This is a genomic window from Bacillus sp. AFS017336 (assembly GCF_002555445.1).
Lineage (GTDB): Bacteria > Bacillota > Bacilli > Bacillales > Bacillaceae_G > Gottfriedia.
The window spans coordinates 14,576-40,650 of record NZ_NUCO01000134.1 but is presented as its reverse complement, the minus strand read 5'-3'; the positions used below and the strand labels follow the sequence as shown (position 1 = coordinate 40,650).

Below are 26,075 nucleotides of genomic sequence, written 5' to 3'. Positions count from 1 at the left end.
GATAATTTTCTTTTGTCTTAAAAACCTTTAATTTCCTAATACCTGCATTTAGAGACGAATAAAAGAATTAACCGAAATTCATACTAGAAATAATTGTATTTGAATGAGGTGAATGATTTGTATAAAAAAAGGACTGCATTAATCTTCACGATGTTAATTGCAGTCGTTATTTCGGCTTGCAGTGTTAAACAAAATTCTGGTGATTCATTTAAAATTGGGATCGTATCAAACTCTAATGGTAAAAATGATAGTTATTTAAACTCAATTGCAAAGAAAGGGATTTCTAAATTTGCAAAAGAGGAGAAGCTAAAAATAGATAAAGATTATAATTACATTGAAACAACAAGTACTAAAAAATTTGAAAAGAAAATAAGCAAAATGGCAGATTCAAATTATGATTTAATTATTGGAATCGGAAGTAATTTAACTAATTCCATGAATACAGTTGCCACGCAATATAAAAATATAAATTTTGGTTTAATTGATTCAAGGGTCGATTTACCTAATGTGATTAGTATAAATTTTTCAGAACAAGATGGAGGCTTTTTAGCAGGCGTAATTGCGGCTATGAAAACAAAAACAAAAAAATTAGGGTTTATCGGCGGTGTCGACAATGAAATAATAAACCGTTATAAATATGGTTTTATTTCTGGCGTTAAATCGATCAATAAAGACATCGAAGTTTTTACGGCTTATTCTGATACTTTTAGTGATCCAAAAGAAGGTTCTAAAATAGCCACCGATTTTTTTAATCAAAATGTAGATATTATTTTTCCTGTCGCAGGTTTAACAAGTAAGGGTGTTTTTAATACTGCCAAAAAAATAAAGAAATCAAATAAAAGAGAATTGTGGGTTATTGGAGTAAACAAAAACGAATATAAACAAGGTTTACCTGAAAATGTAACTCTTTTCTCCATTGTAAAAAAAATTGATCAAGCTGTATATGATTTAGCTAAGCAAGCAAAAACAAATGAATTTCATGGTGATAAAACATTAATTTATGGGCTTAATGAAGGTGGCATAAGGTTAATATGGGCTAAAAATAATGTAGAGGACCCCATTTTATTAAAGGTTGGAGAATATAAAGATAAAATTGAATCAGGTAGTATTGTTGTACCAAGTAATGAAAATGAATACTTGAAGTTCAAAGAAAATTTAACTTAAATAAAATGCGGATAAAATGGAAATAATATTATTATGTAAACTAAATCTTAATACTTATTAAAATTTTATAAAAATCCTTGAAATTATTTGACGAATGGACAAATTTTTGACAATATTACTATATAAGGAAAGTTTGGTACTTACTTATTAATAGTGGATGGAAGTTGGGGGAAAATAATGGCTAACATAGGCTTTCCAGGTTTAATTTTAATTCTAATTTTAGCTTTAATTATATTTGGACCAAAAAAATTACCTGAAATCGGAAAGGCATTTGGAGATACACTTAGAGAATTTAAGCGTTCTACACAAGGCCTTACAAATGATCTTTTAGAAGATAAAGATGAGAAGAAAAAGTAAATAAATTACTAAAAAACTCGGACTAGTACCGAGTTTTTTTATTTTATTAAGGTCAATTTGAATGTCCCTTCTAATAGTTTATCGCTTCACTTACCTAATTTTTCTCTGAAGTCAATACGATTTTTTAATAAATTTTGAATTTTTAATGGAATTTTAATAGTTACTGTTAACTGAAAATAAAAATGATATAATAAGTTAGCTTGCAAAATTTGTAGAATTTTAGAAGAGAAAGATGTGAATCAATTGGCGAATATTAAGATTGTTACTGACTCAACGGCCGACTTATTAAAAGAAGAAATTGAAAATTTAAATATAACAGTAATTCCATTATCAATTCAAATAAATGGTGAAACTTATATAGACGGTGTTACGATCTCACCGAAGGAATTTATCGATAAAATGCAACAAACAGTCGAATTGCCAAAGACATCTCAACCAGCTGTTGGTACATTTGTAGAGACATTTGAAAAATTAACAGCTGATGGTAGTAAAGTTATTTCAATTCATTTATCAAGTGGTTTAAGTGGTACTTATTCAACTGCATGTGTAGCAGCTGGTATGGTGGAAGGTGATGTTACAGTAATAGATTCAGCATTTATTACAAGAGCAATGGCTTTTCAAGTAATAGAAGCAGCAAAAATGGCAGAAGACGGATCAACAAAAGAAGAAATCGTTAAACGTATTACGGAAATTAAAAATAATTCATATTTATATATAATGGTAGATACACTTGAAAATTTAGTTAAAGGCGGAAGAATTGGGAAGGGTAAAGCATTTATTGGTTCATTATTAAATATTAAACCAATCGCATCACTTGATGGAGGCGTTTATTCTCCAGTTGGAAAGGTGCGTAGCCATCCACAGGTCGTAAAAACTTTAACGAAGTATTTTGAGCAAGATACAAATGGAAAAACGATTAAAGGCGTAGGAATTGCCCATGCAGATGCTCCAGAACTTGCAGATGCTCTTAGAAATTCAATTCAACAATTTTCAAATTTTGAATTAGATAAAACTGGTTATACGACACCAGTAATAAGCACACATACAGGTAAAGGTGCAATTGGGTTTGTTTTTTACGCTGAATAATATTTTTTCATACTAAAAAGAAGAAGCCTCAATAAAAAATGGCTTCTTCTTTTTTATTAAGTATTTTAGAATGCAGTATTGTTTCGCCTAGTAAAGATATTTTAAGCTTTTCTGTTTTTAATTTCTTTCTTTTCCATTCAGAACATAATCGCTCTAATGCTTCGATTGGAGTGTCATCTGCAAGTTTAAAGGTTCCGTAATGCATTGGGATAAATAATTTTGCATTTAAATCGATAAACGCCTGCACAGCTTCCTCAGGTGACATATGGTTGTATTTCATAAACCATTCAGGTTCATATGCTCCAATTGGGATGATCGCTGTATCAATTTTAAATTTTTTCCCAATTTCTTTAAAGCCTGAGAAATATGCACTATCACCAACGTGATATAAGCATTCTGTAGATGTTTTGAAAACAAACCCACCCCAATGTGATTTATTTCTGTCAAATAATGTTCGCTTCGTCCAGTGTTGTGCAGGGACGAATGAAATATTAATTCCAGAATAGTTTTTTGATTCCCACCATTTCATTTCACTTACGTTATGATAGCCACGTTTATGAAACTTTTCCTTTAAACCTATTGGTAAAATGAACAATGTGTTTTTTGGAAAATGGCGTAATGTATTAAAATCAAGATGATCATAATGACCATGTGAGATACAAATTATGTCAATTGGAGGTAATTCGGATAAAGATAGCCCTGGATTTGATAAACGTTTTTTTAAAGCCATTTGATTCGCATAAACTGGATCAGTTAAAATATTGATTCCGTTAATTTGAATTAGAAAAGTAGAATGTCCAATCCATGTAATAGTTGTTTTATGACGATTTTCTTTTAAAAATGAGATTTCCTTTTGACTACTTTGTTGAATTGTACTGCTGTAATCTTTTCTTTTTTTACTTCTTTCAATTCCGCATTTGACATAATCTTTAAAAGTTTTACGATAACTCGTGTCTAAGTTTTTGTATTTTTTATTTGCCATGATCAGTCATCCTTTCGAAGATTATTAATCAACATGATTAGTGTAACTTTAGTTTGTAAAATTATCTTTTGAAAAATTTAAAGTTTATATGTTAATTAATTTAAAATATTAGAAAAGAGTAAGCCATTTTTGATACAATGGACGAGTACAACGCAACTTAGGGGGAGAAATATGAAGAAAAATAGGTTATTCATGACATTAATAGTGATTTTATGTCTTTCATTATTAAGTGGTTGTGGAAATAAACTTGATAATCCTTTAAATTGGGATTTAGAGAAATTTACATACAAAAATCAAGAAAATCAGTCATTTGGTACAAAGAATTTAAAAGGTAAAGTTTGGCTAGCTGATTTCATATTTACAAGTTGTCAAACAGTTTGTCCGCCGATGACAGCAAATATGGCAAAATTACAACAAAAGGCAGCAGAAAAGAAATTGAACGTGGACTTTATATCGTTTAGTATCGATCCAGGAGTTGATACACCACAATTATTAACGAAATACGCTAATAAATTTAATGCTGACTTTAGTAATTGGAACTTCTTAACAGGTTATTCTCAAAATCATATCGAAAAATTTGCTTCAGAAAATTTTAAAACAATTGTTAAAAAACCAGAAAACAATTCTCAAGTTATTCATGGTACTATGTTTTATTTAGTTGATCAAAAAGGCAAGATTGTGAAAGATTACAGCGGTGTAAGTAATGTGCCATTTGATGACATTTTGTCAGATATTAAAACATTGAACGGGCAATAATGGTTAAATGTTAAAATAAAATATGATTTAATAAAAAACTGAGTACTTAAAAGATACTCAGTTTTTTTATTATTTAATTTAGTTTTTGCTAGCTAATTGAAATGATTAAATTGTCATTTTAGTCTAAAAAGATTTGTTTTTGGTATTCTGGTAATTTTGTACCTTTTATGACAAGCATTCCATTTTCGTAAATTGCAGCCGCTGTCGTTGCATTGATTGGGTATGGTAATTTAACAATTCGTTGTGATTGGCTATAAGAATATTTTTTATATGAGTAGTTTGTTTGATCGTTTAAAACTTCAGTAGTCGTATCAGCTTTTAAGCCTATTGTTAAGATTGTTCCTTCTAAGTCCATATAAATTTGTTCTTTGCTAACACCAGGCATACTTGCTTGAATAATTAGCTCTTCTCCATTTTCGATGATTTCTACTCCAATTGAAGAAAATACACCGTGTTTATGGAAGAATTTATCAATTTCATCAAAAAGACCTCTAATAGGGGATTGATCGATTAAATCATCCACCTTTTTTAAATAATGTTGTAAATCAATAGATGAATGGCTTTGTTTTTCATCTGGAGTGTTGTTATTTTCTTTTTCACTCATACTTATACCTCCTAACATTCCGACTAACGCAGTATATGTAATGAGCCTAATATAGGTGCAGGTATTACGTGAAAAAAGATAAAGAAAATAATCAGGATAAGCCAGAATTGATAAAACCATTAGTTGAAAAAGTTTATTATAATGTAAAATAAGAAAATAAAATTAATAAATGAGAAGAGGAAGTTTAATGGAACTAACATTTGCAGCAAAAGAAGATGTAAAAGATATTGTAACAATTTATAATGACGCAATCATGAACACAACTGCTACATTTGACACGAAAATTAAAACGGAAGAGGAAATGCTAATATGGTTTCATAATCATCCAGAACTTTATCCAGTTATTGTTTCTAAAGAGAATGGAATCGTCACTGGTTATTGTTCCATAACACAATTTAAAGAAAAAGATGCATATAAACATACTGTAGAGCTATCTGTTTATATCCATACAGATCATCGCCGTAAAGGGTTAGCAAAAGCATTAATGGTTGAGATGATCGAAACAGCTAAAAAATTAGGTCATTATACAATTATTTCATGTATAACTAGTGGAAATGAAGTTAGTGAAAGATTGCATGAAAAATTAGGATATCAAAAGGTTGGACATTTTTATAAAGTTGGCCAGAAGTTTAATCAATGGTTAGATATTGTTTATTATCAATTAATGCTTTAGGACTTTTTCAATTTATTTAACTTATACAAATTACATTAGAAGCAACAATTAACAACAACTTGATTTTATACTTTGTCTACTATTTAAACATCTAGGATTTCCTAGGTGTTTTTATTTGTATTAAGGCCGTAGTATTCATAATTTCTTTACTTTGAACGTAAAATGTAGGAGAAATGTCGGAAAGTGGGGGAAATGACTTTGAAATTAAAACGCGCATTGACCCAGAAATTAGTGAAAAAAATTCATAATTTCTTATTTCTTGGAAAAATTGTTACAGAAAGAGTAGTGGATCAAGAAAAGCAGAGTTTGCTTTTTTATGAGGATGAAGATCATATTCGTTTTTATGTAGAATGCTTATCTCCAATTCCATCAAAATTAAAGGCTAGTTTTTCGACTCAAGACGTGCTGTTTGTAGGGACAACTGCAAATAAAAATAATGAAAGTAAAATAAAACCATGGATTAAAAGTAAGAAAAAAGACGATATAATTGACGGACTAAAAAAGGTGTTTGATTCTAAGTTAGTCATGTTTCGTTTAGAATATGCGAATGAAGTAATTACAGCAGATTTAGTTGAGTTTTTTGATGGGAAAAGAGATTCATTCTATCATCTTTTACCAGTTATTGAACTTAGAGGGGATGGTAAACGGGAAGAGGTGGAAAATCGGTTAATAAAAGGATCCTTGCCAATTCATCTACCAAAATATTTTAATGACTTTGAACAACCCGAATTTATTTTTTATGAAAATAGACTATATGGAAATTTATTTTTAAAATCGATGATGAATGATATCAGTTACTTAGAAAAGCAAAATGAAGTTACTTTTCAAGAATATGATGAAAATGAACTGAAAAAGTCTTTTATTCATTTAAATAATTTAATTTATTTTATCCCGGAAAAACAGTGGGATGAGCTGAAAAAGGACTTTAAAAAAGAATGTAGAGAACTGATCTATACTCAAGAATTTACTGAGAAACAACCATTTCCAATTGAATGGAGTAGTGATTCTGAAAATGCGTTCATTGAAAGGTTTTATCAAAATTGCTTGCAGCAAGGCTTATTATATGAAAAAAAAGACATCATAAATTTTCATATATGTTGTAAGTTCCAGGCATTGACAATATTAGGTGGAGTCAGCGGCACAGGGAAGTCACAGCTAGCAAGGGTTTATGGTGAAACTTTAGGACTGGAGTTTGGAAAAGAGCTACTTTTTGTTCCAATTTCTCCATCTTATCGAGAACATTACGATTTATTAGGCTATTTAAATCCGGCAACAGGAATCTATATAGACTCAGAGACTGGTTTAACAAAATTACTTATAGAGGCAGAGCAATTTCCACACAGGATGTATATGGTGATTTTTGATGAGATGAATCTTTCTCAAATTGAACATTGGTTTAGTAAATTTTTATCAATTTTAGAAATGCCACAAGATAAGAGAGTTATTACATTGTTTCATGATCACAATGTCGTAATTAACCAATATTATAAGCCTAAAGTAAAAATAGGAAATAATATTATTTTTGTTGGTACAGTTAATTTTGATGAAACTTCAAGTGAGTTTTCTTTAAGATTATTAGACCGTGTTAATATCATCTCACTTAGATCTACGTCTTTTGTAAATTATGCTGAAAAAATGAGTAATGAAAATATATATGAAAATGTACCTCAAATTTATATTAATGCAGAATCCTTTAATAATTGGACGAAGAAAACGTTTAGTTCTTCAGAGCTTACAAATGACGAGCTTAAGTTTTTTGACGAATTTAATAAAATAGTTGAGCAGTCGCTTAGTGAACGAATTATCTCTCCTCGAATGATAAAAGATTTATCAAATTATTTAGCTAATATCCCTACATTGCCCTCACATATCCAATTTGAACGTAGAGAAGCAATCGATCTTTTTGTAAAGCAACGTGTATTAACGAAGGTCAGGGGACTGTTTGCAAATTTAGAAGAACTAATTGGTACCGGAGAGGGGAATGAACAAGAAGGGCTGTTAAACATGATTATGAAATCAAATTTAGGTAGATCAATTTCTGATTTTGAGAATTCTATTAAAGAATTGAAAAAGAAAAGAAAACAGCTGGAGATTGATGGATATGTCAACTAACGAAAGTCCAGAAGTTTTTGAACCTCTTTATCTACCATTTACAATTGCAATTCTAGTTGGAACTAGAGGCAAAGAAGAAAAAATCTCTCTTGATGCACTAACAATGAACCCAAAGGAAGCTTATTTATTTGCCTATGAAATACAGGAATTAAAAAGGTTTTTATTTCAAGTTGATGGTGAATTTGACGGTAAAATTACATTCATTTGGAACAATTTGTATCATTTTCAACAAGAAAATTTAGATGATCATCAATATATTTTCACCTCTGAAAATAGAAGAATACTAATTTATGAACATGGGAAAACGGAAAATGCATATCCTTGGAGATGTGGCTATTATGAATTTTGCATTGTTTATCAGGAACAACATTTTTACGGAATGATTAAAATCGTACCGAAAAATTTAGAGTACGATCAATTAGAGTGGATGCATGCCACTTTACATCAACAAATAAATGGAATAATGAATGATTCCCAATACTTTAAAAAATCTTCAGCTTCTTTAACACAAAATGGAACTATGTATTTTTGGCCAATTATTCGCTTTATCGAAGCGAATGAAGAGCGACTACTTGTAGCTATTCAGCAATTTATTAGTAAACTAAAGCGGAAACAAAAAAAAGAATATGAATTAAAAAGGCAAGTTAAAAAATTAGATTTCACTACGATTAGATGGAATTTATTGCATCCAGACATTTCAAACGCAACGAATTTAACGATGCAGCCTGTTGTTCAAGAGGAAAATTATTTAGATGAAATCAAGTATGCAAAAAATAAAGTGCGCAAATTTTTATTAACAATTGAAACGCTATTAACTTTTGTAAAATATGAATTAGTAAAAGACAAAAATAAAATGAATCAAATCGATTTTCAAATAAGAGATATTGAAAAAATGATGCAGAACGTTGTCGGTAATGGATCAATTACGGATCGGGAAAAAGCTAAATATCGACAGTCAAAATTATTAAAGGAAATCGAGCTAGAAAAATTAGTGAAGAGCGTTTCAGAGAAAGAACGAATTACGAATTCCTTAGAAAAACTTTATGAAGTTTATTTTAGAGAATATACAATCGGTATTTTTCGGATCGCGACTGATAATGATACGTCTAATTACCCTTCCAGTCCTTCTAAAGTGTTTTTAAATTTTATTCACTCGTTAAGCTTGTTTGATAAAAAGGTAAAGGAATATGGTAAAAAACAAATGCTTTTACCTGTTTATAAGCCAACTTTTTTACTATACGAATACTTTGTTTTTTTTTCATTATGCGATATTTTCCTTAAGTTGAAGTTTCATAATGATGAAGAACCGTTAGCTGAACAGATTTTAATGCATATTAAAGATGATGAGCTAATGGATGGTGCCTTTGTAAAGCTTGAAAACAAAGAATGGATTATTAGTTTAGTGTATAACGAAATCATTGAAGGAAGCCCACAAGTATCACTGTTGAAAGGAACTAATTTTTTTAGCGGTGAAGAATCTAAGAAACCCGATATTCGGTTAGATTTTTACCGGAAAAAAAATAATGAATATGTTGCATCAATCATTTTTGAAATTAAATATAGCCCTATGTTTAATATTTACCAGCCAGTAGGAAACACAAAAGCTATGGAACAAATGTATAAATACTGGGGACTTAAATATGTGGAACGCGTGAATGGTAAATTATCATTTGTGCGAAAACCGATCAATGAAGTAATTTGCTTATATCCAGGAAGTAATGTTCATCGTAAAGTTTTAGAGGCAGGTTGCGGAACTTATATTCAGTTTTACCCTAAGAAAAAGGGCGAGGATTTTTATGAGCTAGTAGGTGAAAGGGAATTAGTTGAAATTATTAATAAAACCCTTGAAGAAATAAAGTGATTTTCGAAAGTAAACTTGGAACAAATTGTTCAAAGTTAGCTACGCTATAAGAAAAAACAGTGCCCTATACCGAACGAAAGGCGTAGGGCATATTTTTTCTAAACAACAAGTATTGTGGTTTGACATTTCGTTACATTGTCTATATCTTATTTTAAGAAATGAAATTTCATTAAAATAATTATTTTAAATTGGAAATTTATATTACAAAACTAATAATGTTATAATTCGGAATTCACATTTTATACATAATTACTTATGAAAGCGTTGCCAAAAGCTAAATTTTACCATACAATAGAGCCATGTACTCAAGATATTTATATATTTTTTTAACAAAATAACTAAATAGAATTCATGTGAGTTTATTAAAATTTGGTATAAACATAGGTTTATAGACGTAAGATAAGAATATTTATATAGGAATTTTAGGGGTGAATGAGAGTGTTTCGTGTTATTCATACAAATGAAGAGAATAATTTATTTAACGAGCTTTGGGGAGATTTTTGTGAAGAAAACGAAATACCTTTTTTAAAAAGGCATAATCAAGTTACTCGTTATGGTATTTGTAGTTCGGATAAAAAGTTAATTGGCACATTGGAGTTTGATAAATTTGAGTTTGGCAGTGAAGACAAAAACAAATATTATTATAATTTTTCCGAAAACAAGTATATTAAATATATCCAAAATGAAGAAATCTATGAAATTAGTAAGTTATTAATAACCCGGGAAAATAGAGGTAAAGGGTTTTTTAAACATATTCTATTGGCTTGTTATGATCATGCGATGAATAGTAACGCTGATTGGTATATTGGTACAATTAATAAAAGACTTTATATGTTTGCTAGAAGTGTAGGGTTTAAAATCTTACCTATAGACGAGTATTTCGAAATTAGTGATGATATTATTGCTGTTCCTTTTTTACTGGATATCAAGCATGCTATTAAACTATTGAAACATTCAGATGAATTTAAAGAAATATTGATGTATTACGATAAATAATTTTTTAAAAAACTCAGGGTTATACCTGAGTTTTTTCAGTCTATTGAAAAAAGAACTATTCAATTAAGGAGCATATTTTTAATGTAGAGGAAGCGGTGTGATGTTGATTTCAACTACAGGATTCTCGCTTTCCATGGGGCGGGACCTGAGTCTCCTAGGCGCGCATGCGGGGTCTTAATATAGAAATGAATTACTCAATATATTCGCTAATCTCGACCGATTATCTACCTATAATTTCAACACACTAAAAAAACTCAGGGGAATTCCTGAGTTTTTCAATTTGCACTATTCTTGCTCAAGAATAGAAGCAGTTTGATTTGTTTGATTATAAGCTGTTTGACAAGCTTGTAGAGCTTGTTCAATTCTTTCGTGATTTTGTGGTTTTTCAACAGTTTCTAATGCAGATTGAAGACATTCAATAGCGTGTTTAAGTTCAGTCGTAGCATCCTGAGTAAATTGACGTGCATTTTTTTGCATAGAAATTCCTCCCTTCATTCATTCATTTTTATTTTTACCAACATTAATTTAAGTATGTAAAAAACGCAGCAGAGAAAATCTGCTACGTTTCAAAACTCTTATTAAGTTTTCGCACTGAATAACTTACGGTTAAACTCCAAAAATTGATAAGATTGCAAACCGTTTTTTTGGTTTAAATGTTAGAATTTTTTTCTGATCCTCTAAATCAGCCTTTAGTAAAGTTACTTGTTCATTTAATTGGTCAACTTGATTTTCAAGAGTACCAATTACTTTTTTTAAATCTTCTATTTCACAGCGATGTTCCAAGATTTGCACTGAAACAACCTCGTTTGCTTTTGTTTCAACTTTTTCTTCAAGTTTGATTAATTTTTGAGTTAACTCTCTAATCAGATCAATATTGTCAGTTTCCATTTGTTTTGATTCAACTACTTGAATTGATTCTTCATAAATTTCTTTAATTTGCTCTATTTGTTCATCTGTAAATAAATATCCATTATTGGATTTCTCTAATTCTAAATTACCTTTTTTTGAAAATAATAAAACTTTTTTATTTGTTAGTTGAAGCTGTTCCGCTACTTGAGAAGTTGTATACATTGCCATTCCTCCTCTAATAATTTATATATAAACAGTTCTTTATTAAATTCGACTTTCCTTTATGGTTGACAAAACTAGTGTTGACTCGGCAAAAGTTCTTATAATACTTCGAATTTATTTAATATACCTATTAAAATGACTGATTATGTAAACTTTCTTATTTTTATATTGTTTTTTAGCGAAGGGCAGGACATAGGTGTTTAATTTGCACTTTTGATGAAATACTTTTTAAAAATTTTTTGATAACAAATTATTTAACTGAATATACTAAGATAAGCCTAATTTTAAAATTTAGATTATGAAGATAGCCTTCACTTCCAAATGGAGGGATGACTCAGTTGTTAGGAATTGGAACTAATTTACTTTTAGTTGTTGTATTAATTGCATTTACGGCCTTTTTTGTTGCTTCAGAATTTGCGATTGTTAAAATAAGAAGTTCAAGAATTGACCAGTTGTTAGGGGAAGGAAATAAAAAAGCAAGAGCTGTTAAAAAAGTAATTACCCATCTTGATGAATATCTTTCAGCTTGTCAACTTGGTATTACTGTTACGAGCTTAGGTTTAGGTTGGTTAGGTGAGCCCACTATAGATAAGCTATTTACACCTTTAATTGAACATATGAATTTGAATCCTGCTATAACAAAAACGATTTCATTTTTAATCGCATTTGGTATTATTACATTTATTCATGTAGTTGTTGGTGAATTGGCTCCTAAAACAATTGCAATTCAAAAGGCTGAACAAATTACGTTAATGTTTGCTCCAGTTTTAATTTTATTTTACAAAATTACATATCCGTTTATATGGTTATTTAACAATTCAGCAAGGCTAGTCTTAAAAATATTTGGACTTCCACCTGCTTCGGAGCATGAGGTAGCGCATTCAGAAGAAGAATTAAGAATTTTACTTTCAGAAAGCTATAAAAGTGGCGAAATTAATCAATCAGAATTTAAGTATGTAAATAATATCTTTGATTTTAATATGCGAGTCGCTAAAGAAATTATGGTACCTAGAACGGAAATGACAGCAATTGATTTGCGTGAACCTTTTCATGAGAATATTCATTTTATGAGCACAGAAAAGTATACTCGATTCCCTGTTGTAGATGGAGATAAAGACCATGTTGTCGGATTAATAAACTTTAAAGATGTTTTTACTGATTTTGTCCTTCACAAAGGAGATGCAGAGGTAAAAACACTTGAACAATATATTAGACCGATCATTCAGGTTATCGAGTCAATTTCTGTTCATGATCTGCTTGTGAAAATGCAAAGAGAACATATACATATGTCGATTTTAGTTGATGAATATGGTGGAACTTCTGGGCTTGTAACCGTTGAAGACATTTTAGAAGAAATTGTTGGAGAAATTCGAGATGAGTTTGATGTTGATGAAAAAGAGGATATTACGAAAGTAAACGAAAATAAATTTATTATCGCTGGTAAAGTATTAATTAGTGAAATCAATGATGTTTTTAGTTTGGATATTGACGATACAGATGTCGACACAATTGGTGGTTGGATTTTAACCGAAAATTTTGATGTCCAAGAGGGAGACTTTATTAAATTTCAAAACTGTACATTTAAAGTACTTAAACTAGATGGGCATTATATAAAATCAATTGAATTAACACGTGAACCAGTTAAAAAAACTGAAAGCCAAGAAGAAAGCGCAACTTAAATTGTCAAACAATTAAGCTGCGCTTTTATCTATCATTTTTAAAATTTCACATACCGTAGTGATTAAAAATCAGTTGATTTAAAAAGTGCATCTTTTACAAAAATTTCGTTCTTTTCAATTGCTTTGCTATGAGTCACCACTAGTCCGATTGGGGTAGGGACGGGTAGATTGTTGACAAGTGAGAATGGAATATTCTTATTCTTAGCCATTAAAATATATTTTGAGATTGAATTGTAAGGAAGGGTACCATTTAATAATAATGTGACATCCTTGTTCTTAATTGAATTTTCAACGTTTGGATAAATTGAATTCGACATAACTTGACTAGTTGTTAATGCAATTTCAATTCTCTCGCGAATTGTGCCTAAAAAAACGTTTCGTTCTTCAATTTTTACTTGCTTTTCACCATAGATACCTTTAATTAAATAATCTTCAACATTATTACTAGCCATAAAAAAACCTACTTTCAGTTTATTAATTTAATTGTATCTAAATTTATTCTATTCTACATACGATATTATTGACATTTTTTCATACTTTTAGTTTATTAATAACTGACTATAAGATTGATAATGAGAATTTTGAAAGCCAATTTTAAAATTAATTGGATTTTAACTTCATTATAATTATAATTTTAATTTTATGTAAAATCGGAAAATTGTAAAAAATAATACCTTTTTGTAATAAATTCGACAAATTTTTATTTTTTACTTAACGAATATTTAAAAATTTGATACTATTTAATTAATAGATTTTTATTGGAGGTGTTCCTTATTGATAAATCAATAGAGAGTAGGTATAGCTCTTTCATAAAGGAAAGTATGCCTACATTAACGAAGAATTGGGTCGCTCAAGCGGTAATTAGCGATGATGATCCATTTAAATCCGAGATTATCATTAATGGAACCAAATTGATTGATTATACATTATTATTTATTGAAGGTAAAATTAATGAGGATCAAGTAGTTGATTTGGCACATAAAATAGCCCTTGAACGAGCGAAGGCTAGCGCAAACATCGGTGATTTTGTGTATAACTCGAATATAGGCAGAAGTGAACTTTTTAAACATTTGTCAGAATTTGAAGAAAGTATTAGCTTACTTCAACCACTAATTAATAAAATAAACTATGTCTTTGATCAGTTTATTTATTTTACAGTTAAACAGTATTCTTATATTATTACTCAAGACATTGAAGAAAAGAAGCACTTCATAGATGAAACACATAAAGAACGACTGACAATTCTTGGTCAAATGTCAGCTAGCTTTGTACATGAATTTAGAAATCCACTTACTTCAATTATTGGATTTGTAAAATTGCTTAAAGGTGATCATCCAGAATTGAAATATTTAGACATAATAGATCATGAATTGCATCAATTAAATTTTAGAATTGATCAATTTCTTCATGTTTCGAAAAAAGATCATGATCAAATGGTGGAGAACTTTTTAATAAATGATTTATTCAAAGAGATAACTGATTTTCTATATCCAAGTATTGTAAATTCGAATGTTATTTTACAAGAAGGACTTTTTAATCATATATACATACCAGGTTTCCGAAACGAACTTCGCCAAGTTTTACTTAATATACTGATGAATTCAATTGATGCACTTGCTGAAAACAACGGTCAAAAAACGATTCACTATCAAGTTGTCGATTTAGAAGATAAAATTGAAATTCAAATTAGAAATAATGGCCCTAAAATAAGTGAAGAAAGCATACGGACAATTTTTGAACCATTTGTTACGACAAAAAATCATGGTACTGGAATTGGTTTATTTGTATGTAAACAAATTGTAGAAAAACACGATGGTAAAATCGAATGTATTTCTGATGAGGATTGGACAGCATTTTGCATAACTCTGCCAAAAGAGGCATAAAAAAACTCGGAAAAAAACCCGAGTTTTTTTATTTTACTAATATAATTTTATAACATCAAATTTTAAATCCCCACCAATACTCCCAACTAACACTAAATCATATACTATATTTTCTTGGAATTTTGATTGATAAAGCGGCAGAATAATTAATTTTGTACCTGATAACCTTATTTCTAAATTAACAGTCATAGGTGAAATTGGGAGATATTCTGATGCATTTCTATATGGTACATTTGAAAAAACAACGTCTCCTTCCCCAGCTTTTACAGCAAAATCAAGATTAGTTGAACTAGGAGATAAGTTAATAAAACGAATTTTAGCTTCTCCTAAAGATAATGAAAGATCATCAGTATAAGAAAAAAGTGAAATCTTCTCTACGTTAGCACCAATTGCAATTGTATAATTTTGCTCATCAAGTAACGATATTTCTTCAGAATGTATCGGGTTGGATAAATCCCCAGATTTGAAAATGTCAATTTGGTGTACTCCAGAAGAAATGGTTAAATAATGAGTCGAGTTTTTAAATGATAAATTAGAAATTAATGGTTTTTTATTAATAAAAATATCAATGCTAATGTTGTTAGGAATTACATTTAATAGTCTAATAAAGGATAAATTTTGTTTTTTTATCGCCTGTTTTTCATGACTTAATGGTGCATTATTTATAATTAATCTTTCAAACGAATCAAACTGCTGATATTTGATATGGTAAAAATCATCATTGTTATTTGAATAGGATGAAAAGTGATTAACTATATTTGGTTTCAAACGATCCATATGCGCTACTTTCTTCAAATTGCACACCTCCTATATGTATCATTCAACCGTCCCACTTAAACTAATATTCAATAAATAGATAATTATGAGTTATTTTCTGTTTAACACTTTAAGCAAAAGATTGTAACGAGTAGTACCTAATGATTTTTGAGGGAAATTAAAATGAATTGGTGGGTAACGTATGGCGCAATCGAACAGCCAATTCGTTTTCTTTTCTTCAAATGATATTGAGGGGAATAGTAAGTTCTTTGAAAATAGGTAACAGGAAGCAATTCTTTTGATAGAAGAATATAAGGCTTTGATAAAATTAGCAAAATTGATATAAATAATATACTAACTTAAAAAAGGTATAGGAGAAAATTATGGCTTTAAGTGCAACTGTAAATTATAAAGATAAAACTGTTAAAAGCTTTGTAATAGAAGAACATCTTCATGATGAAATATTTGAAAAAAATACAGTGTGGAAATCCTATAAACAACTTTCAAAGATAAGTGATTATTATCTTTATGGATTGAAAATGAATAAAAAAGATTTTTTTCAATTTATTGAAGAGTGGGAGGAATATTCAAAATGGATCCAAACTACTTATCAGATAGAATATGAAAAAATATTGATTGATCTGAGAAAAATATATACTTTCAATGAGGTAACTTATGTAAAATTTATAGGTGATTGATTAGGTTAATAAAACTAATTGGTTAAAAAAGAAATTATGCCTATGTAACTAAAACATTGTTAGTTCGATAACATTTTGGAGCTCTAATCAGCTCTTTTTTTATTTGAAAAAATGGTAGTTTAGTACCATAAGGATTGTTTAATTTTATATGAAAAAATGTGAGATTCCCCCAAATTATACAAGACGTTAAGTTGATATAATTAACTTAAAAATATTTGTAGGTGGTGTAAATATGAAGAAATTTATATGGTTACTACTTTGTATTTTTGTATTTTCATTATTATCTGGATGCAATTCGGATAACAAGAGTTTTTCAGAGTTGTATCACGGAAATTTAAATGAAATCAGCAAAATTAAAATTACTAACGGTCAGAACGGAGGAAACACAGTAATAACGGAACAGAAGGCAATTGATAATTTTATTAGTGATATTAAAGATATTAAAGTTGCCCAAAATAAAAATACTGATGTAAAGGGATGGGTATACAGTGTTACATTGTATAATCAAGACAAAAAGTTAAAGAGTTTCACAACAAGCGAAATAGAAGGAAAGACAAAAAAAGATGATGCAACATTAGTTATAGCAATTGAAAAATTATTGAATCTTAAGTAAATTTTATTCAACTAATGCAATGCCTTAGTTGAAAAAGGATTGTCTGAAACTACATAAAAAAAGGTGGAATTCCTCCAAACTATAGAACTCTCTTATGTAAAATAAGAAAAGCTTTTTGTCCTGTATCTTTCATTATCTTGGTTATATGAAACACTACACATTATCGATTTAAACAATAATAAGGAACTCGATAATGGCTTGATTTGGTCAATTTTTAATGGAAATAAAAATCTTGATAAAGAATAAAAATATTAAAAAAATATTGACTTTTTCATATTTATGTATAGAATAATTATTAATAAAATGTTTCAGAGATGTGACAACAAAACGACTGTGAAAGGACGAGTAGTAGTAGGACGTAGACAAAGCGAGTCAGGGGTGGTGTGAGCCTGATACGAAGCCTATTATGAAGAACCTCCTGGAGTCGCTGACCGAAATCCTTTAGAGGAAAGTAGACTTAGCCGTGATCTTCGACGTTACAAGAAGAGCAGTATCGAGATCTCTCTAATCTCCGTACTGAATAAGTGAGCAACCTCTGTTGCTAATTTGGGTGGTACCGCGGAACCAAAGCCTTTCGTCCCAGTTTTTTTGGGAAAGAAGGGCTTTTTTTGTTGGCTTTTTTCTATAACATCCAAACATTTTAGGGGGAAATAAGCATGTATCAATCATTAATGACAGTAAGAGAGACTCAAATCGCAATTAAGGAAGTTAAGACATTTTTTGAGGATCAATTAGCAAAACGTCTTGGAATGTTCCGTGTATCTGCACCATTATTCGTAACGAAAAAATCAGGTTTAAACGATCACTTAAACGGTGTAGAACGCCCAATTGAATTTGATATGCTTCATTCAGGAGAAGAGTTAGAAATTGTTCATTCACTAGCGAAATGGAAACGATTTGCACTGCATGAATACGGTTACGAAGCTGGTGAAGGTATCTATACAAACATGAACGCGATTCGACGTGATGAGGAACTTGATGCTACGCATTCAATTTACGTTGACCAATGGGATTGGGAAAAAATTATTCAAAAAGAATGGCGAACAGTAGATTATTTACAAGAAACTGTACAGACAATTTATGGAATCTTTAAAGAATTGGAAAATCATTTGTTTGAAAAATATCCGTATCTTGGGAAGTATTTACCAGAAGAGATCGTATTTATTACATCCCAGGAGTTAGAAGATAAATATCCAGAGTTAACACCAAAAGATCGTGAGCATGCGATTGCAAAAGAGCACGGAGCAGTCTTTATTATTGGAATCGGCGATGTACTTCGTTCTGGTGAAAAACATGATGGACGCGCAGCTGACTATGATGACTGGAAATTAAATGGTGATATCTTATTCTGGCATCCAGTATTGCAATCTTCATTTGAATTATCATCAATGGGTATTCGTGTTGATAGTGAATCACTTGATGAGCAGCTAACAAAGACAGGTGAAGATTTCAAACGCGAGTATAATTTTCATAAAGGCATTTTAGAAGATGTGCTTCCACTAACAATTGGTGGTGGTATTGGGCAATCAAGAATGTGCATGTACTTCTTACGTAAAGCACATATTGGTGAAGTTCAATCTTCTGTATGGCCTGATGAAATGCGAGAAGCATGTAAGAAGGAAAACATTCATTTGTTTTAAGACAAATTAGCAATAAATAAAAGCATGCCTCTATATCTTTTGTTTATACATATTCATTAGAGAATTGAAATTTAATAACATGTAGACTGTTTCGGCAGTCTATTTTTTTTATGTTAAATGACAAATCATTATACGCTTTTAAACTATAGTCTGCTTTATATATGTGGTTTAGAAATATTTTGATTTTTTTTCTTGACTTGAAATCCATTTCATAATTTAGATTGAAAATAAGTTAAATTTCAACAAAGGGGGAAGAAAGATGATTAGAAAAGTTAATCTTCACCAGGACGAATTTGTACTATCTACTATTACAGGTTTAGTAGAAATTTTTGATGGGATGCAAAATATCTACTATGGAGACTTGTTTTTAACAAATAAAAGATTATTTATAGAAAGCAATAAACTTATAAATTTTGAAAAGTCTTTTTGGTTTGAAGGAGAGATGGACACTATTAAAAATTCTACCCTTATTGTAGGGGAACACAGAATTGAGGTAAGATGGGCGTACAATGGAAATCTAATTTACTTTATAAAAGCTTTTCAGAAGTTAAAAGAAAATGCGTAGTATTCTTCATCAGAGGTTGTTGTGGGAGGTAAGTGATGGCAAATATTAACGATATTGCAAAATTAGCAGGTGTATCCGTCTCTACTGTTTCTAGAGTGCTTAACAATTATAAGTATGTTGCTAGTGATAAAAGAGAAGCTGTCCTTAAAGTTATTGAAGAAATGAATTATACACCAAATAAAAATGCGATTGATTTAATTCGAGGAGAAACAAGAACAATCGGTGTGATTCTCCCATATAACAATAACCCGGCATTCGATCAAATCCTGAACGGGATCTTGAATAAAGCATTAGAAAATGATTTTTTGATTACAGTACTTCCTTCAAATTATAGTAAAGAAAAAGAAGTGGAATATCTGCAAAAATTAAAAAGTAAGCTGTATGATGGGATCATTATTGCTTCAAGAGCAAATGATTGGGAGACGATCATTCCTTTTAGCGAATATGGAACAATCGTAGCTTGTGAATATACACAGCACAAGGAAATTGGCTGTTCCTATATGGACCGTTATTCTTCTTATCTAGATGCCTTTCAATTATTAAAAAATAAAGGCCATTATAAGGTAGCTTTCACAACAGCTAGGCTAAAGAGCAATAGTACAAATCAAATGATTGAAGCTTATACTGAGATTTTTGGTGAGCTTCAACCTAAATATCATATATCTGATTGTCATTCCTTAGAAGATGGTTACATGGCAGCAAAGAAATTCCTGCAATTGTCGAAAAGACCAACTGCAATCTATGCGAATGGCGATGAAGTGGCTGGTGGTATGTTTTTATTTGCTAAGTCTCAACAATTGAAAATCCCAAGTGATTTAGCGATCATTGGTCAAGAAAATCAACCAATTGGAATCGGTATGGGAATATCTACAGTGGATCACCAATTAATGAAAGTTGGTGCACAGGCTTGTGACTTAGTAATAAATAAGTCTACAGAAAAAGTAAAAATACCGTATCGCATTGTGGAAAGAGATTCTGTTTAAATCACATTTTTGGTGGTATTAACAAAGAGAATATTTATAACATAGATAAAAAATTAGTTTAAAGTGGGGAAAGAAAATGAGTAAAAAATTTATAGTTTTTGACATTGATGGAACGTTACTCACGACAGAAATGAAGTTTTTAGATAGTACAAAAGAAGCATTAATTTCTCTTAAAGAAAAAGGACATGAGATCGGGATTGCGACAGGAAGGGACTATACTTCAGCAATAGCAATCGTTGATGAGCTTGAAATTGATACTTATGTTTTATGTAATGGATCAATTGGATATGTCCGACATGAGTTGGCGCATGAGGAAAACTTTACAAAGCAATCTATTATGCAATTAATTAAAATTGCAACGGAAAACAATGATCAGATTGTATTCCAAACAGCGAGCGGATTAAAAAGACATTTCGAGCTACCAGGAGATTCGTTAACGAATGCCTACGATAGTCTAGGATTGACCATTCCGGAGTTTGATGATCTGTATTGGGAACAAAATTCAATTATTCAAGCGATGCTTTTTTGCAAGCCTGAAGATCTTCCAAAATATGATATCAATGAATTCAGATATGTTAGTTGGCATAAATTTGGCTCTGATGTCATTCCGAAAGAAGGATCAAAAGCAAAAACCATTTTAAAAATCGCAGAAGAAAATGGATTTAAGCAGGAGGATATCATCTTTTTCGGAGATGGAATGAACGACATTGAACTGATGGAACACTCAGGAGTTGGGGTTGCAATGGGAAATGCCGAAACAGAAGTAAAAGAAAAAGCCAATTTAGTCACAGATAGTTGCGATGAGCATGGAATTTACAATGCACTTAAGAAAATGTTATTAATATAATTATATAGAAAAAGTCAACTAATGGATGTATGAGTTAAATAACTTCCTCGACTAAAAAACTGCAAAAATAAATAGGATTGTCTAATTTGACAATCCTGTTTTTCAACACCTATTATAATAATCCTAAAATAATTTATTAACGTCAAATCTTGTTTCCTCTTTAACACACCCTACTGATACTAAATCATATACTGTATTTTCTTTAAATTTAGTTTTATTCGTTGAAACGAGACAAATTGTTTATTATTAACTTGGAACATAAACACCTTTTTTTTCCCCTTTTTCAAACTCCATTCCTTCTATGAACACCAACCTTTATTCCCATTTATAATATAATTCATTAGAAAGAAAATTGAGAATTATTTTATATTTAAAACTCTTAAAATAGTTATTGCATATTATACTCAAAATTTAATAGAATACTTTTAATATAGTTTTTTACAACTAAATATAAGCTAATTAAGTTCAGTCACTTTTATTTTATAGTGATTCTTAATACGCTCGTATAATTTTGGAAATAAACGGTCCAAGAGTTTCTACCAAACTGCCGCATAGTTTGACTACGAGAGATATGACATAACATAATCTCTCCTATTTTTAGGAGGAATAAGCAAATGAACTTACATGAAATGAAAACATCCACAAAGGCTGAAAAAGCTGACTTTTTAATAAAAAATGGAAAAATAATTAATGTATTTACGAAAGAAATAATAGAGGATTCAATTGCTGTAACTAATGGGATCATTGTTGGAATCGGTGAGTATGAAGCGAATGTAGTAATAGATGCAGATGGTAAATATATTTCACCAGGCTTCATTGATTCGCATGTTCATATCGAGTCCTCTATGGTTTTACCTAGTGAATATGCAAAAACAGTCCTACCACATGGAGTTACGACTGTCATAACAGATCCGCATGAGATTGCAAATGTTGCTGGGGTTAATGGGATTAAAATGATGTTAGATGCTTCGGAAAATATTCCATTAGATGTTCGGGTGATGCTACCGTCTTGTGTTCCTGCAACTTCGTTAGAGCGAGGGGGAGCGGTACTTTATGCAGAGCATTTAGAGCCATTTATGAGTCATCCAAGAGTGTTAGGTTTAGCAGAAGTAATGGATTATCCTTCTGTTATGGCGATGGAAAAACAGATGATGGATAAATTAAATTTAGCACATAAGTATCAAAAGCCTATAGATGGCCATTTAGCAGGACTAACTAAAAATGAAATTAACGCATATTCCTATGCTGGTATTTCAACAGATCATGAATGTACAAATGTTCAAGAAGTACTTGAAAGACTTAGAGTAGGGATGTATGTTGCATTTAGAGAAGGTTCCGCTGCAAGAAATCTAAAGGATTTGTTACCTGCAGTAAATGAAAGAAATGCTGGGCGTATTATGTATTGTACTGATGATAAACATTTAGACGATATCATGAAAGAGGGTTCGATTGATTTTTGTATTCGAACAGCAATCGAATATGGGATTCATCCAGTAACTGCTTATTCAATGGCGACTTTAAATCCAGCTACTTGCTATGGTTTAAAACAAAAAGGTGCAATAGCTCCTGGATATGAAGCAAACTTTGTATTTTTAAGTGATTTAGAATTAGTAGAAATTACTGATGTATGGTGTAAAAATGAATTTATCGTAAGAAATAGACAAAATATCAATTTTATTAAAAATGAAGAGTCAAAATTGATTGAATCTAAATTAAGCTTAGGTGATATAAAGATTGAAGATTTTGAGTTGAAAACAGACTCACAAACGTTCGCTAACATTATTGAAATTAATCCGAATAGTATCGTTACAAATCATATAATTGATAAAATCACGATTGAAAATAATTCATTCAAGCCAAGTGCAAAAGAAAATTTATGTAAAATAGCAGTAATCGATCGCTATCATTCAGAAAAAGAACTTGGTTTAGGAATTGTTAAAGGCCTAAATTTAATTGATGGAGCGATCGCAACGACCGTTGCTCATGATTCTCACCAATTAATAGTTGCCGGCATGAATGATGAGGATATGTATGTAGCGATTAAGACAATTGAAGAAATGAACGGTGGAATTGTCGTCGTATCTTCGGGAAAAGTAATCGTTAAATTACCATTGCCAATTGGAGGATTAATGAGTAATCAGTCTGCAGAAGAAGTAGAAGCAGGTTTACATCAAATTGAGAATTCATTGTTAAAAATCAGACCTAACAATACATTTAATGCTTTCTTAACTTTATCTTTCCTTGCATTGCCAGTTATACCTAGTATAAAAATTACGACTAAAGGTTTATTTAATGTAAATGAATTTAAATTTATTCCTGTTTTGGTAAATGAGTAAAATAGAATACTGTACTAAATGAGACTCCGAGAATTGGGGTCTTTTTGAAGTTTAAACAGTTTGAAGGTCACATTACCTAAAATTAAATTTGAATTTTTAAATAGAATTGATGAAATTCTTATACAATAGTAAATGAGAAACATTCGATATACAATCAGGTTAAAATGGATTGAGGAGAAGAATGCATGTCAGAAGTGATTTTTAACCATTTAAGAAATGTTCCACTCTTTAAAGGCCTTACAGATGATGAGCTTCAATCTATTGTGGACATTTCATATACAAGAGAATATATTGCAAAATCATTTGTCTTTATGCAGGGAGAAAGTCTAGACAGAGTATTTTTTATCCATTCCGGTAAAATAAAAATACATATAAATGATCAGTCAGGGAAAGAGCAAATTGTTTCGATTCCACAAGCTGGGGAAATGTTTCCTCATGTTGGTTTATTTCTTAAAGGTACTTTTCCTGCACATGCTGAAGTTATTAAAGCTGCCAAATTAATTGTTTTACCAATTGCAGATTTTGAGCTAATTCTAATTAAACATCCTGAATTATGCATTAAATTATTTAAGTTTCTTAGCGAAAAGATTGTTGATTTACAAGCTAGGTTAGTTGAACAAACACTACATAATTCATACGATAAAATCACAATGTTATTAAGACGACTATGTAAGTCAAATGGAATACCATTAAATAGTAATCAATTTAAAATAACAACCCATTTTACCAATCGTGAGCTTGCAAATATGATTGGTACATCAAGAGAAACGGTTAATCGAACAATCAATCAATTAAGAAAAAAAGAAGTAATTAGCATGGATTCTGAAGGTTTTTTTATCATAAATATAGACAAACTCGAAAATGAGCTTTATTAAGAATAAAAAAAAGGCATATGAAGTTAAATTTCATATGCCTTTATAAGTTTTCACATATTTTTAAACCCGTAATATTTGATTAATCTCTTTCGATTACTCGATTAAATAAGATATTATTTTCTAAATGGATATGTTGGAACGTATCAGCCTCAAGAGCCTCAAGTCTTTGATAGACAAGACGATAAGTTCCACAAGCGTCAACTGGAGGTGTAAAGTCATTCGTAATTTCACGTAATTCCTTTAAGATATTACCAGCAGAGTTATGGTCACTTTCTAATTCTTCAACGATTTTATTTAGTTTATTACGATTTTCAGCAGTTGGATTTTGTTCATGCTCTAATATTAGCTTAAAGTCTACTGCTTCTTCTTTCCAAGTATGTTGTTCCAGTTCTGTTTTTAAGTCAAAAAATAATTTGTGTAAGCGTACTAAATGAGGATGAGATTGACCGTGAACTCGCATTACTTTCGTTACATAAGGGCTTAAAAGTGGTAATTCTTCGTTTAAAAAGTGATGATGTTTGTTCACAATATGAGTAATTAATTCTTTATTTGAAGCTTTATTATAATCAATATTTGCTTCGTTTATTTGTTTCGATTCATGATAAAGTGTATTTAATTTTGTTAAAATCTCTTCAACGTTCAAATTTTTTTCTTTAATCGCTTCAATTAGTGGTCTATTACCACCACAGCAAAAATCAATTCGATATGATTTAAAAAGGTCACTAGCCTTTGGAAATTCGGTAACAATCTTGCTAATTTTATCAAATTCATTAAATAGTTGATTCATAAAAAAGCCTCCATCATTTTTTTTCTAACTAGAAAAAGAATAACAATTTAATGAACAATTCTTTGTGATATATATCACAAGTTTTGGTTTTTTTATTAAAGTGAAAATATGAAAAAGTAAATAAATTATTTGTAGAGTTCTTTATTTTGAAGGTATACAGGGGGATTTTTTAAAAAATCTAGTTCAAAAGGGTATAAGTCATATTGTTAATTAGTTCACAAAATGGACAAAGGATAGGATTTCTTTACTTGGGTTAGTCACTAAAATCATAAAAAGCTGAGATATATTTGAACAGATTGAAAATGACTCAAGCAATTCTTGAGTCATTTTGATTTTTTTAGGGTTAATTCTATTCAAATCAACAAAATCTATAATGAAGAAATTTTTATATAAAGAACGAATGATAAAGACGAACTAAATGTGAAGAGTATGTATTACAATGCATAAGGAGAGATTGTGTTGAGTGATAAGATAGATTTTTCAGAAAAAATCCATATAGGTGAATTGATTGCAGTTTCAAACGTGTACGGATTAACTCCATATACCCTTCTTTTAGAACTTGAAAAAGGTACGATTGAAGTATTTCTTTCGATAAATGAATTTAACGGGAAATATAGTGATACGACAGATCTAGACTGGTGTCAATTAAATAACGGAAAGGTATTTTCTAAAAAAATGAATCACTAAAATTTAGTTTTATTAATATTAAAATTTCACATTGAAAACAACTCGATAAGTTAATAATCTAGCT

Annotated in this window: 26 protein-coding genes, 1 riboswitch and 1 other annotated feature; of the genes, 19 read left to right on the top strand and 7 right to left on the bottom strand. The window is 30.1% G+C overall.

Going from position 1 to position 26,075, the window contains the following annotated elements; all coding sequences use genetic code 11:
* The first annotated feature begins 117 nt into the window (after positions 1-117).
* From CN601_RS22725 to CN601_RS22715, 3 genes are all read left to right on the top strand, one after another.
* Positions 118-1,164 carry a BMP family lipoprotein gene (locus CN601_RS22725; protein ID WP_098172404.1) on the top strand — a complete coding sequence of 349 codons (1,047 nt, stop codon included), beginning with the start codon at positions 118-120 and terminating at the stop codon, positions 1,162-1,164.
* Between the two features lie 174 nt (positions 1,165-1,338).
* A complete protein-coding gene (locus tag CN601_RS22720) occupies positions 1,339-1,521 on the top strand; it encodes a twin-arginine translocase TatA/TatE family subunit (protein ID WP_098121665.1) in 183 nt (60 codons plus the stop codon).
* Between the two features lie 243 nt (positions 1,522-1,764).
* Complete coding sequence (locus tag CN601_RS22715; protein ID WP_098172429.1) at positions 1,765-2,607, top strand: DegV family protein; 843 nt, start codon at positions 1,765-1,767, stop codon at positions 2,605-2,607.
* A 28-nt stretch (positions 2,608-2,635) separates the two neighbouring features.
* On the opposite strand, the gene CN601_RS22710 is transcribed toward CN601_RS22715, so the two are convergent.
* Complete coding sequence (locus CN601_RS22710; protein WP_098172403.1) at positions 2,636-3,589, bottom strand: MBL fold metallo-hydrolase; 954 nt, start codon at positions 3,587-3,589, stop codon at positions 2,636-2,638.
* Between the two features lie 171 nt (positions 3,590-3,760).
* Here CN601_RS22710 and CN601_RS22705 point away from each other — a divergent pair, with 171 nt between their 5' ends.
* Complete coding sequence (locus tag CN601_RS22705) at positions 3,761-4,345, top strand: SCO family protein (RefSeq protein ID WP_098172402.1); 585 nt, start codon at positions 3,761-3,763, stop codon at positions 4,343-4,345.
* 118 nt (positions 4,346-4,463) lie between these two features.
* Here the strand turns inward: CN601_RS22705 and CN601_RS22700 are convergent, their stop codons facing one another.
* Positions 4,464-4,949, bottom strand: a complete 486-nt coding sequence (locus tag CN601_RS22700; protein ID WP_179865663.1) for an Hsp20/alpha crystallin family protein — start codon at positions 4,947-4,949, stop codon at positions 4,464-4,466.
* Between the two features lie 187 nt (positions 4,950-5,136).
* Between CN601_RS22700 and CN601_RS22695 the strand changes: the two genes are divergently transcribed.
* The 4 genes from CN601_RS22695 (at position 5,137) to CN601_RS22680 (ending at position 10,591) form a co-directional block, all read left to right on the top strand.
* Positions 5,137-5,622 carry a GNAT family N-acetyltransferase gene (locus CN601_RS22695; protein WP_179865662.1) on the top strand — a complete coding sequence of 162 codons (486 nt, stop codon included), beginning with the start codon at positions 5,137-5,139 and terminating at the stop codon, positions 5,620-5,622.
* Between the two features lie 198 nt (positions 5,623-5,820).
* On the top strand, positions 5,821-7,734 hold the full coding sequence (locus CN601_RS22690) for a hypothetical protein (RefSeq protein WP_142317423.1): 1,914 nt from the start codon (positions 5,821-5,823) through the stop codon (positions 7,732-7,734).
* Positions 7,724-9,595, top strand: coding sequence for a hypothetical protein (locus tag CN601_RS22685; protein ID WP_098121625.1), 1,872 nt, complete (start codon positions 7,724-7,726; stop codon positions 9,593-9,595). The genes CN601_RS22690 and CN601_RS22685 overlap by 11 nt, the downstream gene beginning before the upstream one ends.
* Before the next feature lie 438 nt (positions 9,596-10,033).
* Positions 10,034-10,591 carry a hypothetical protein gene (locus CN601_RS22680; protein ID WP_098172400.1) on the top strand — a complete coding sequence of 186 codons (558 nt, stop codon included), beginning with the start codon at positions 10,034-10,036 and terminating at the stop codon, positions 10,589-10,591.
* A 285-nt stretch (positions 10,592-10,876) separates the two neighbouring features.
* Here the strand turns inward: CN601_RS22680 and CN601_RS22675 are convergent, their stop codons facing one another.
* Both CN601_RS22675 and CN601_RS22670 read right to left on the bottom strand, forming a co-directional pair.
* Positions 10,877-11,068 (bottom strand): hypothetical protein, encoded by a 192-nt coding sequence (locus CN601_RS22675; protein ID WP_098121623.1) that lies wholly within the window; start codon positions 11,066-11,068, stop codon positions 10,877-10,879.
* 129 nt (positions 11,069-11,197) lie between these two features.
* Positions 11,198-11,662, bottom strand: coding sequence for a MerR family transcriptional regulator (locus CN601_RS22670; protein WP_179865661.1), 465 nt, complete (start codon positions 11,660-11,662; stop codon positions 11,198-11,200).
* A 329-nt stretch (positions 11,663-11,991) separates the two neighbouring features.
* Here CN601_RS22670 and CN601_RS22665 point away from each other — a divergent pair, with 329 nt between their 5' ends.
* Positions 11,992-13,341, top strand: a complete 1,350-nt coding sequence (locus CN601_RS22665) for a hemolysin family protein (protein WP_098121621.1) — start codon at positions 11,992-11,994, stop codon at positions 13,339-13,341.
* A gap of 62 nt (positions 13,342-13,403) precedes the next feature.
* Here the strand turns inward: CN601_RS22665 and CN601_RS22660 are convergent, their stop codons facing one another.
* Positions 13,404-13,793, bottom strand: a complete 390-nt coding sequence (locus CN601_RS22660) for a YueI family protein (RefSeq protein WP_098121620.1) — start codon at positions 13,791-13,793, stop codon at positions 13,404-13,406.
* 291 nt (positions 13,794-14,084) lie between these two features.
* Here CN601_RS22660 and CN601_RS22655 point away from each other — a divergent pair, with 291 nt between their 5' ends.
* A complete protein-coding gene (locus CN601_RS22655; RefSeq protein ID WP_373605000.1) occupies positions 14,085-15,224 on the top strand; it encodes a histidine kinase N-terminal domain-containing protein in 1,140 nt (379 codons plus the stop codon).
* Positions 15,225-15,260: 36 nt separating this feature from the next.
* Here the strand turns inward: CN601_RS22655 and CN601_RS22650 are convergent, their stop codons facing one another.
* The gene (locus CN601_RS22650) at positions 15,261-16,019 is read right to left on the bottom strand and encodes a DUF4397 domain-containing protein (RefSeq protein WP_098172399.1); all 759 of its coding nucleotides are present in this window, start codon (positions 16,017-16,019) and stop codon (positions 15,261-15,263) included.
* 344 nt (positions 16,020-16,363) lie between these two features.
* Here CN601_RS22650 and CN601_RS22645 point away from each other — a divergent pair, with 344 nt between their 5' ends.
* The 8 genes from CN601_RS22645 (at position 16,364) to CN601_RS22605 (ending at position 24,537) form a co-directional block, all read left to right on the top strand.
* The gene (locus CN601_RS22645) at positions 16,364-16,678 is read left to right on the top strand and encodes a hypothetical protein (protein ID WP_098172398.1); all 315 of its coding nucleotides are present in this window, start codon (positions 16,364-16,366) and stop codon (positions 16,676-16,678) included.
* A gap of 232 nt (positions 16,679-16,910) precedes the next feature.
* On the top strand, positions 16,911-17,291 hold the full coding sequence (locus CN601_RS22640; RefSeq protein ID WP_098172397.1) for a hypothetical protein: 381 nt from the start codon (positions 16,911-16,913) through the stop codon (positions 17,289-17,291).
* Between the two features lie 324 nt (positions 17,292-17,615).
* Positions 17,616-17,876, top strand: a binding site (T-box leader).
* A 71-nt stretch (positions 17,877-17,947) separates the two neighbouring features.
* Positions 17,948-18,931 (top strand): aspartate--ammonia ligase, encoded by a 984-nt coding sequence (gene asnA / locus CN601_RS22630; RefSeq protein ID WP_098172396.1) that lies wholly within the window; start codon positions 17,948-17,950, stop codon positions 18,929-18,931.
* Positions 18,932-19,190: 259 nt separating this feature from the next.
* Entirely contained in the window at positions 19,191-19,496 is a 306-nt protein-coding gene (locus CN601_RS22625; protein WP_098172395.1) for a hypothetical protein, read from the top strand.
* Between the two features lie 35 nt (positions 19,497-19,531).
* Positions 19,532-20,479, top strand: coding sequence for a LacI family DNA-binding transcriptional regulator (locus tag CN601_RS22620; RefSeq protein ID WP_098121613.1), 948 nt, complete (start codon positions 19,532-19,534; stop codon positions 20,477-20,479).
* Between the two features lie 76 nt (positions 20,480-20,555).
* Positions 20,556-21,326, top strand: coding sequence for a Cof-type HAD-IIB family hydrolase (locus CN601_RS22615; protein WP_098172394.1), 771 nt, complete (start codon positions 20,556-20,558; stop codon positions 21,324-21,326).
* Between the two features lie 481 nt (positions 21,327-21,807).
* Positions 21,808-21,909, top strand: a riboswitch (purine riboswitch).
* Between the two features lie 31 nt (positions 21,910-21,940).
* Entirely contained in the window at positions 21,941-23,662 is a 1,722-nt protein-coding gene (gene ade, locus CN601_RS22610) for an adenine deaminase (RefSeq protein WP_098172393.1), read from the top strand.
* Positions 23,663-23,847: 185 nt separating this feature from the next.
* A complete protein-coding gene (locus CN601_RS22605) occupies positions 23,848-24,537 on the top strand; it encodes a Crp/Fnr family transcriptional regulator (RefSeq protein ID WP_098172392.1) in 690 nt (229 codons plus the stop codon).
* 79 nt (positions 24,538-24,616) lie between these two features.
* Here the strand turns inward: CN601_RS22605 and ric are convergent, their stop codons facing one another.
* Positions 24,617-25,324 carry an iron-sulfur cluster repair di-iron protein gene (ric, locus tag CN601_RS22600; protein ID WP_098172391.1) on the bottom strand — a complete coding sequence of 236 codons (708 nt, stop codon included), beginning with the start codon at positions 25,322-25,324 and terminating at the stop codon, positions 24,617-24,619.
* 459 nt (positions 25,325-25,783) lie between these two features.
* Here ric and CN601_RS22595 point away from each other — a divergent pair, with 459 nt between their 5' ends.
* On the top strand, positions 25,784-26,011 hold the full coding sequence (locus tag CN601_RS22595; RefSeq protein ID WP_257131792.1) for a hypothetical protein: 228 nt from the start codon (positions 25,784-25,786) through the stop codon (positions 26,009-26,011).
* Positions 26,012-26,075: the final 64 nt, after the last annotated feature.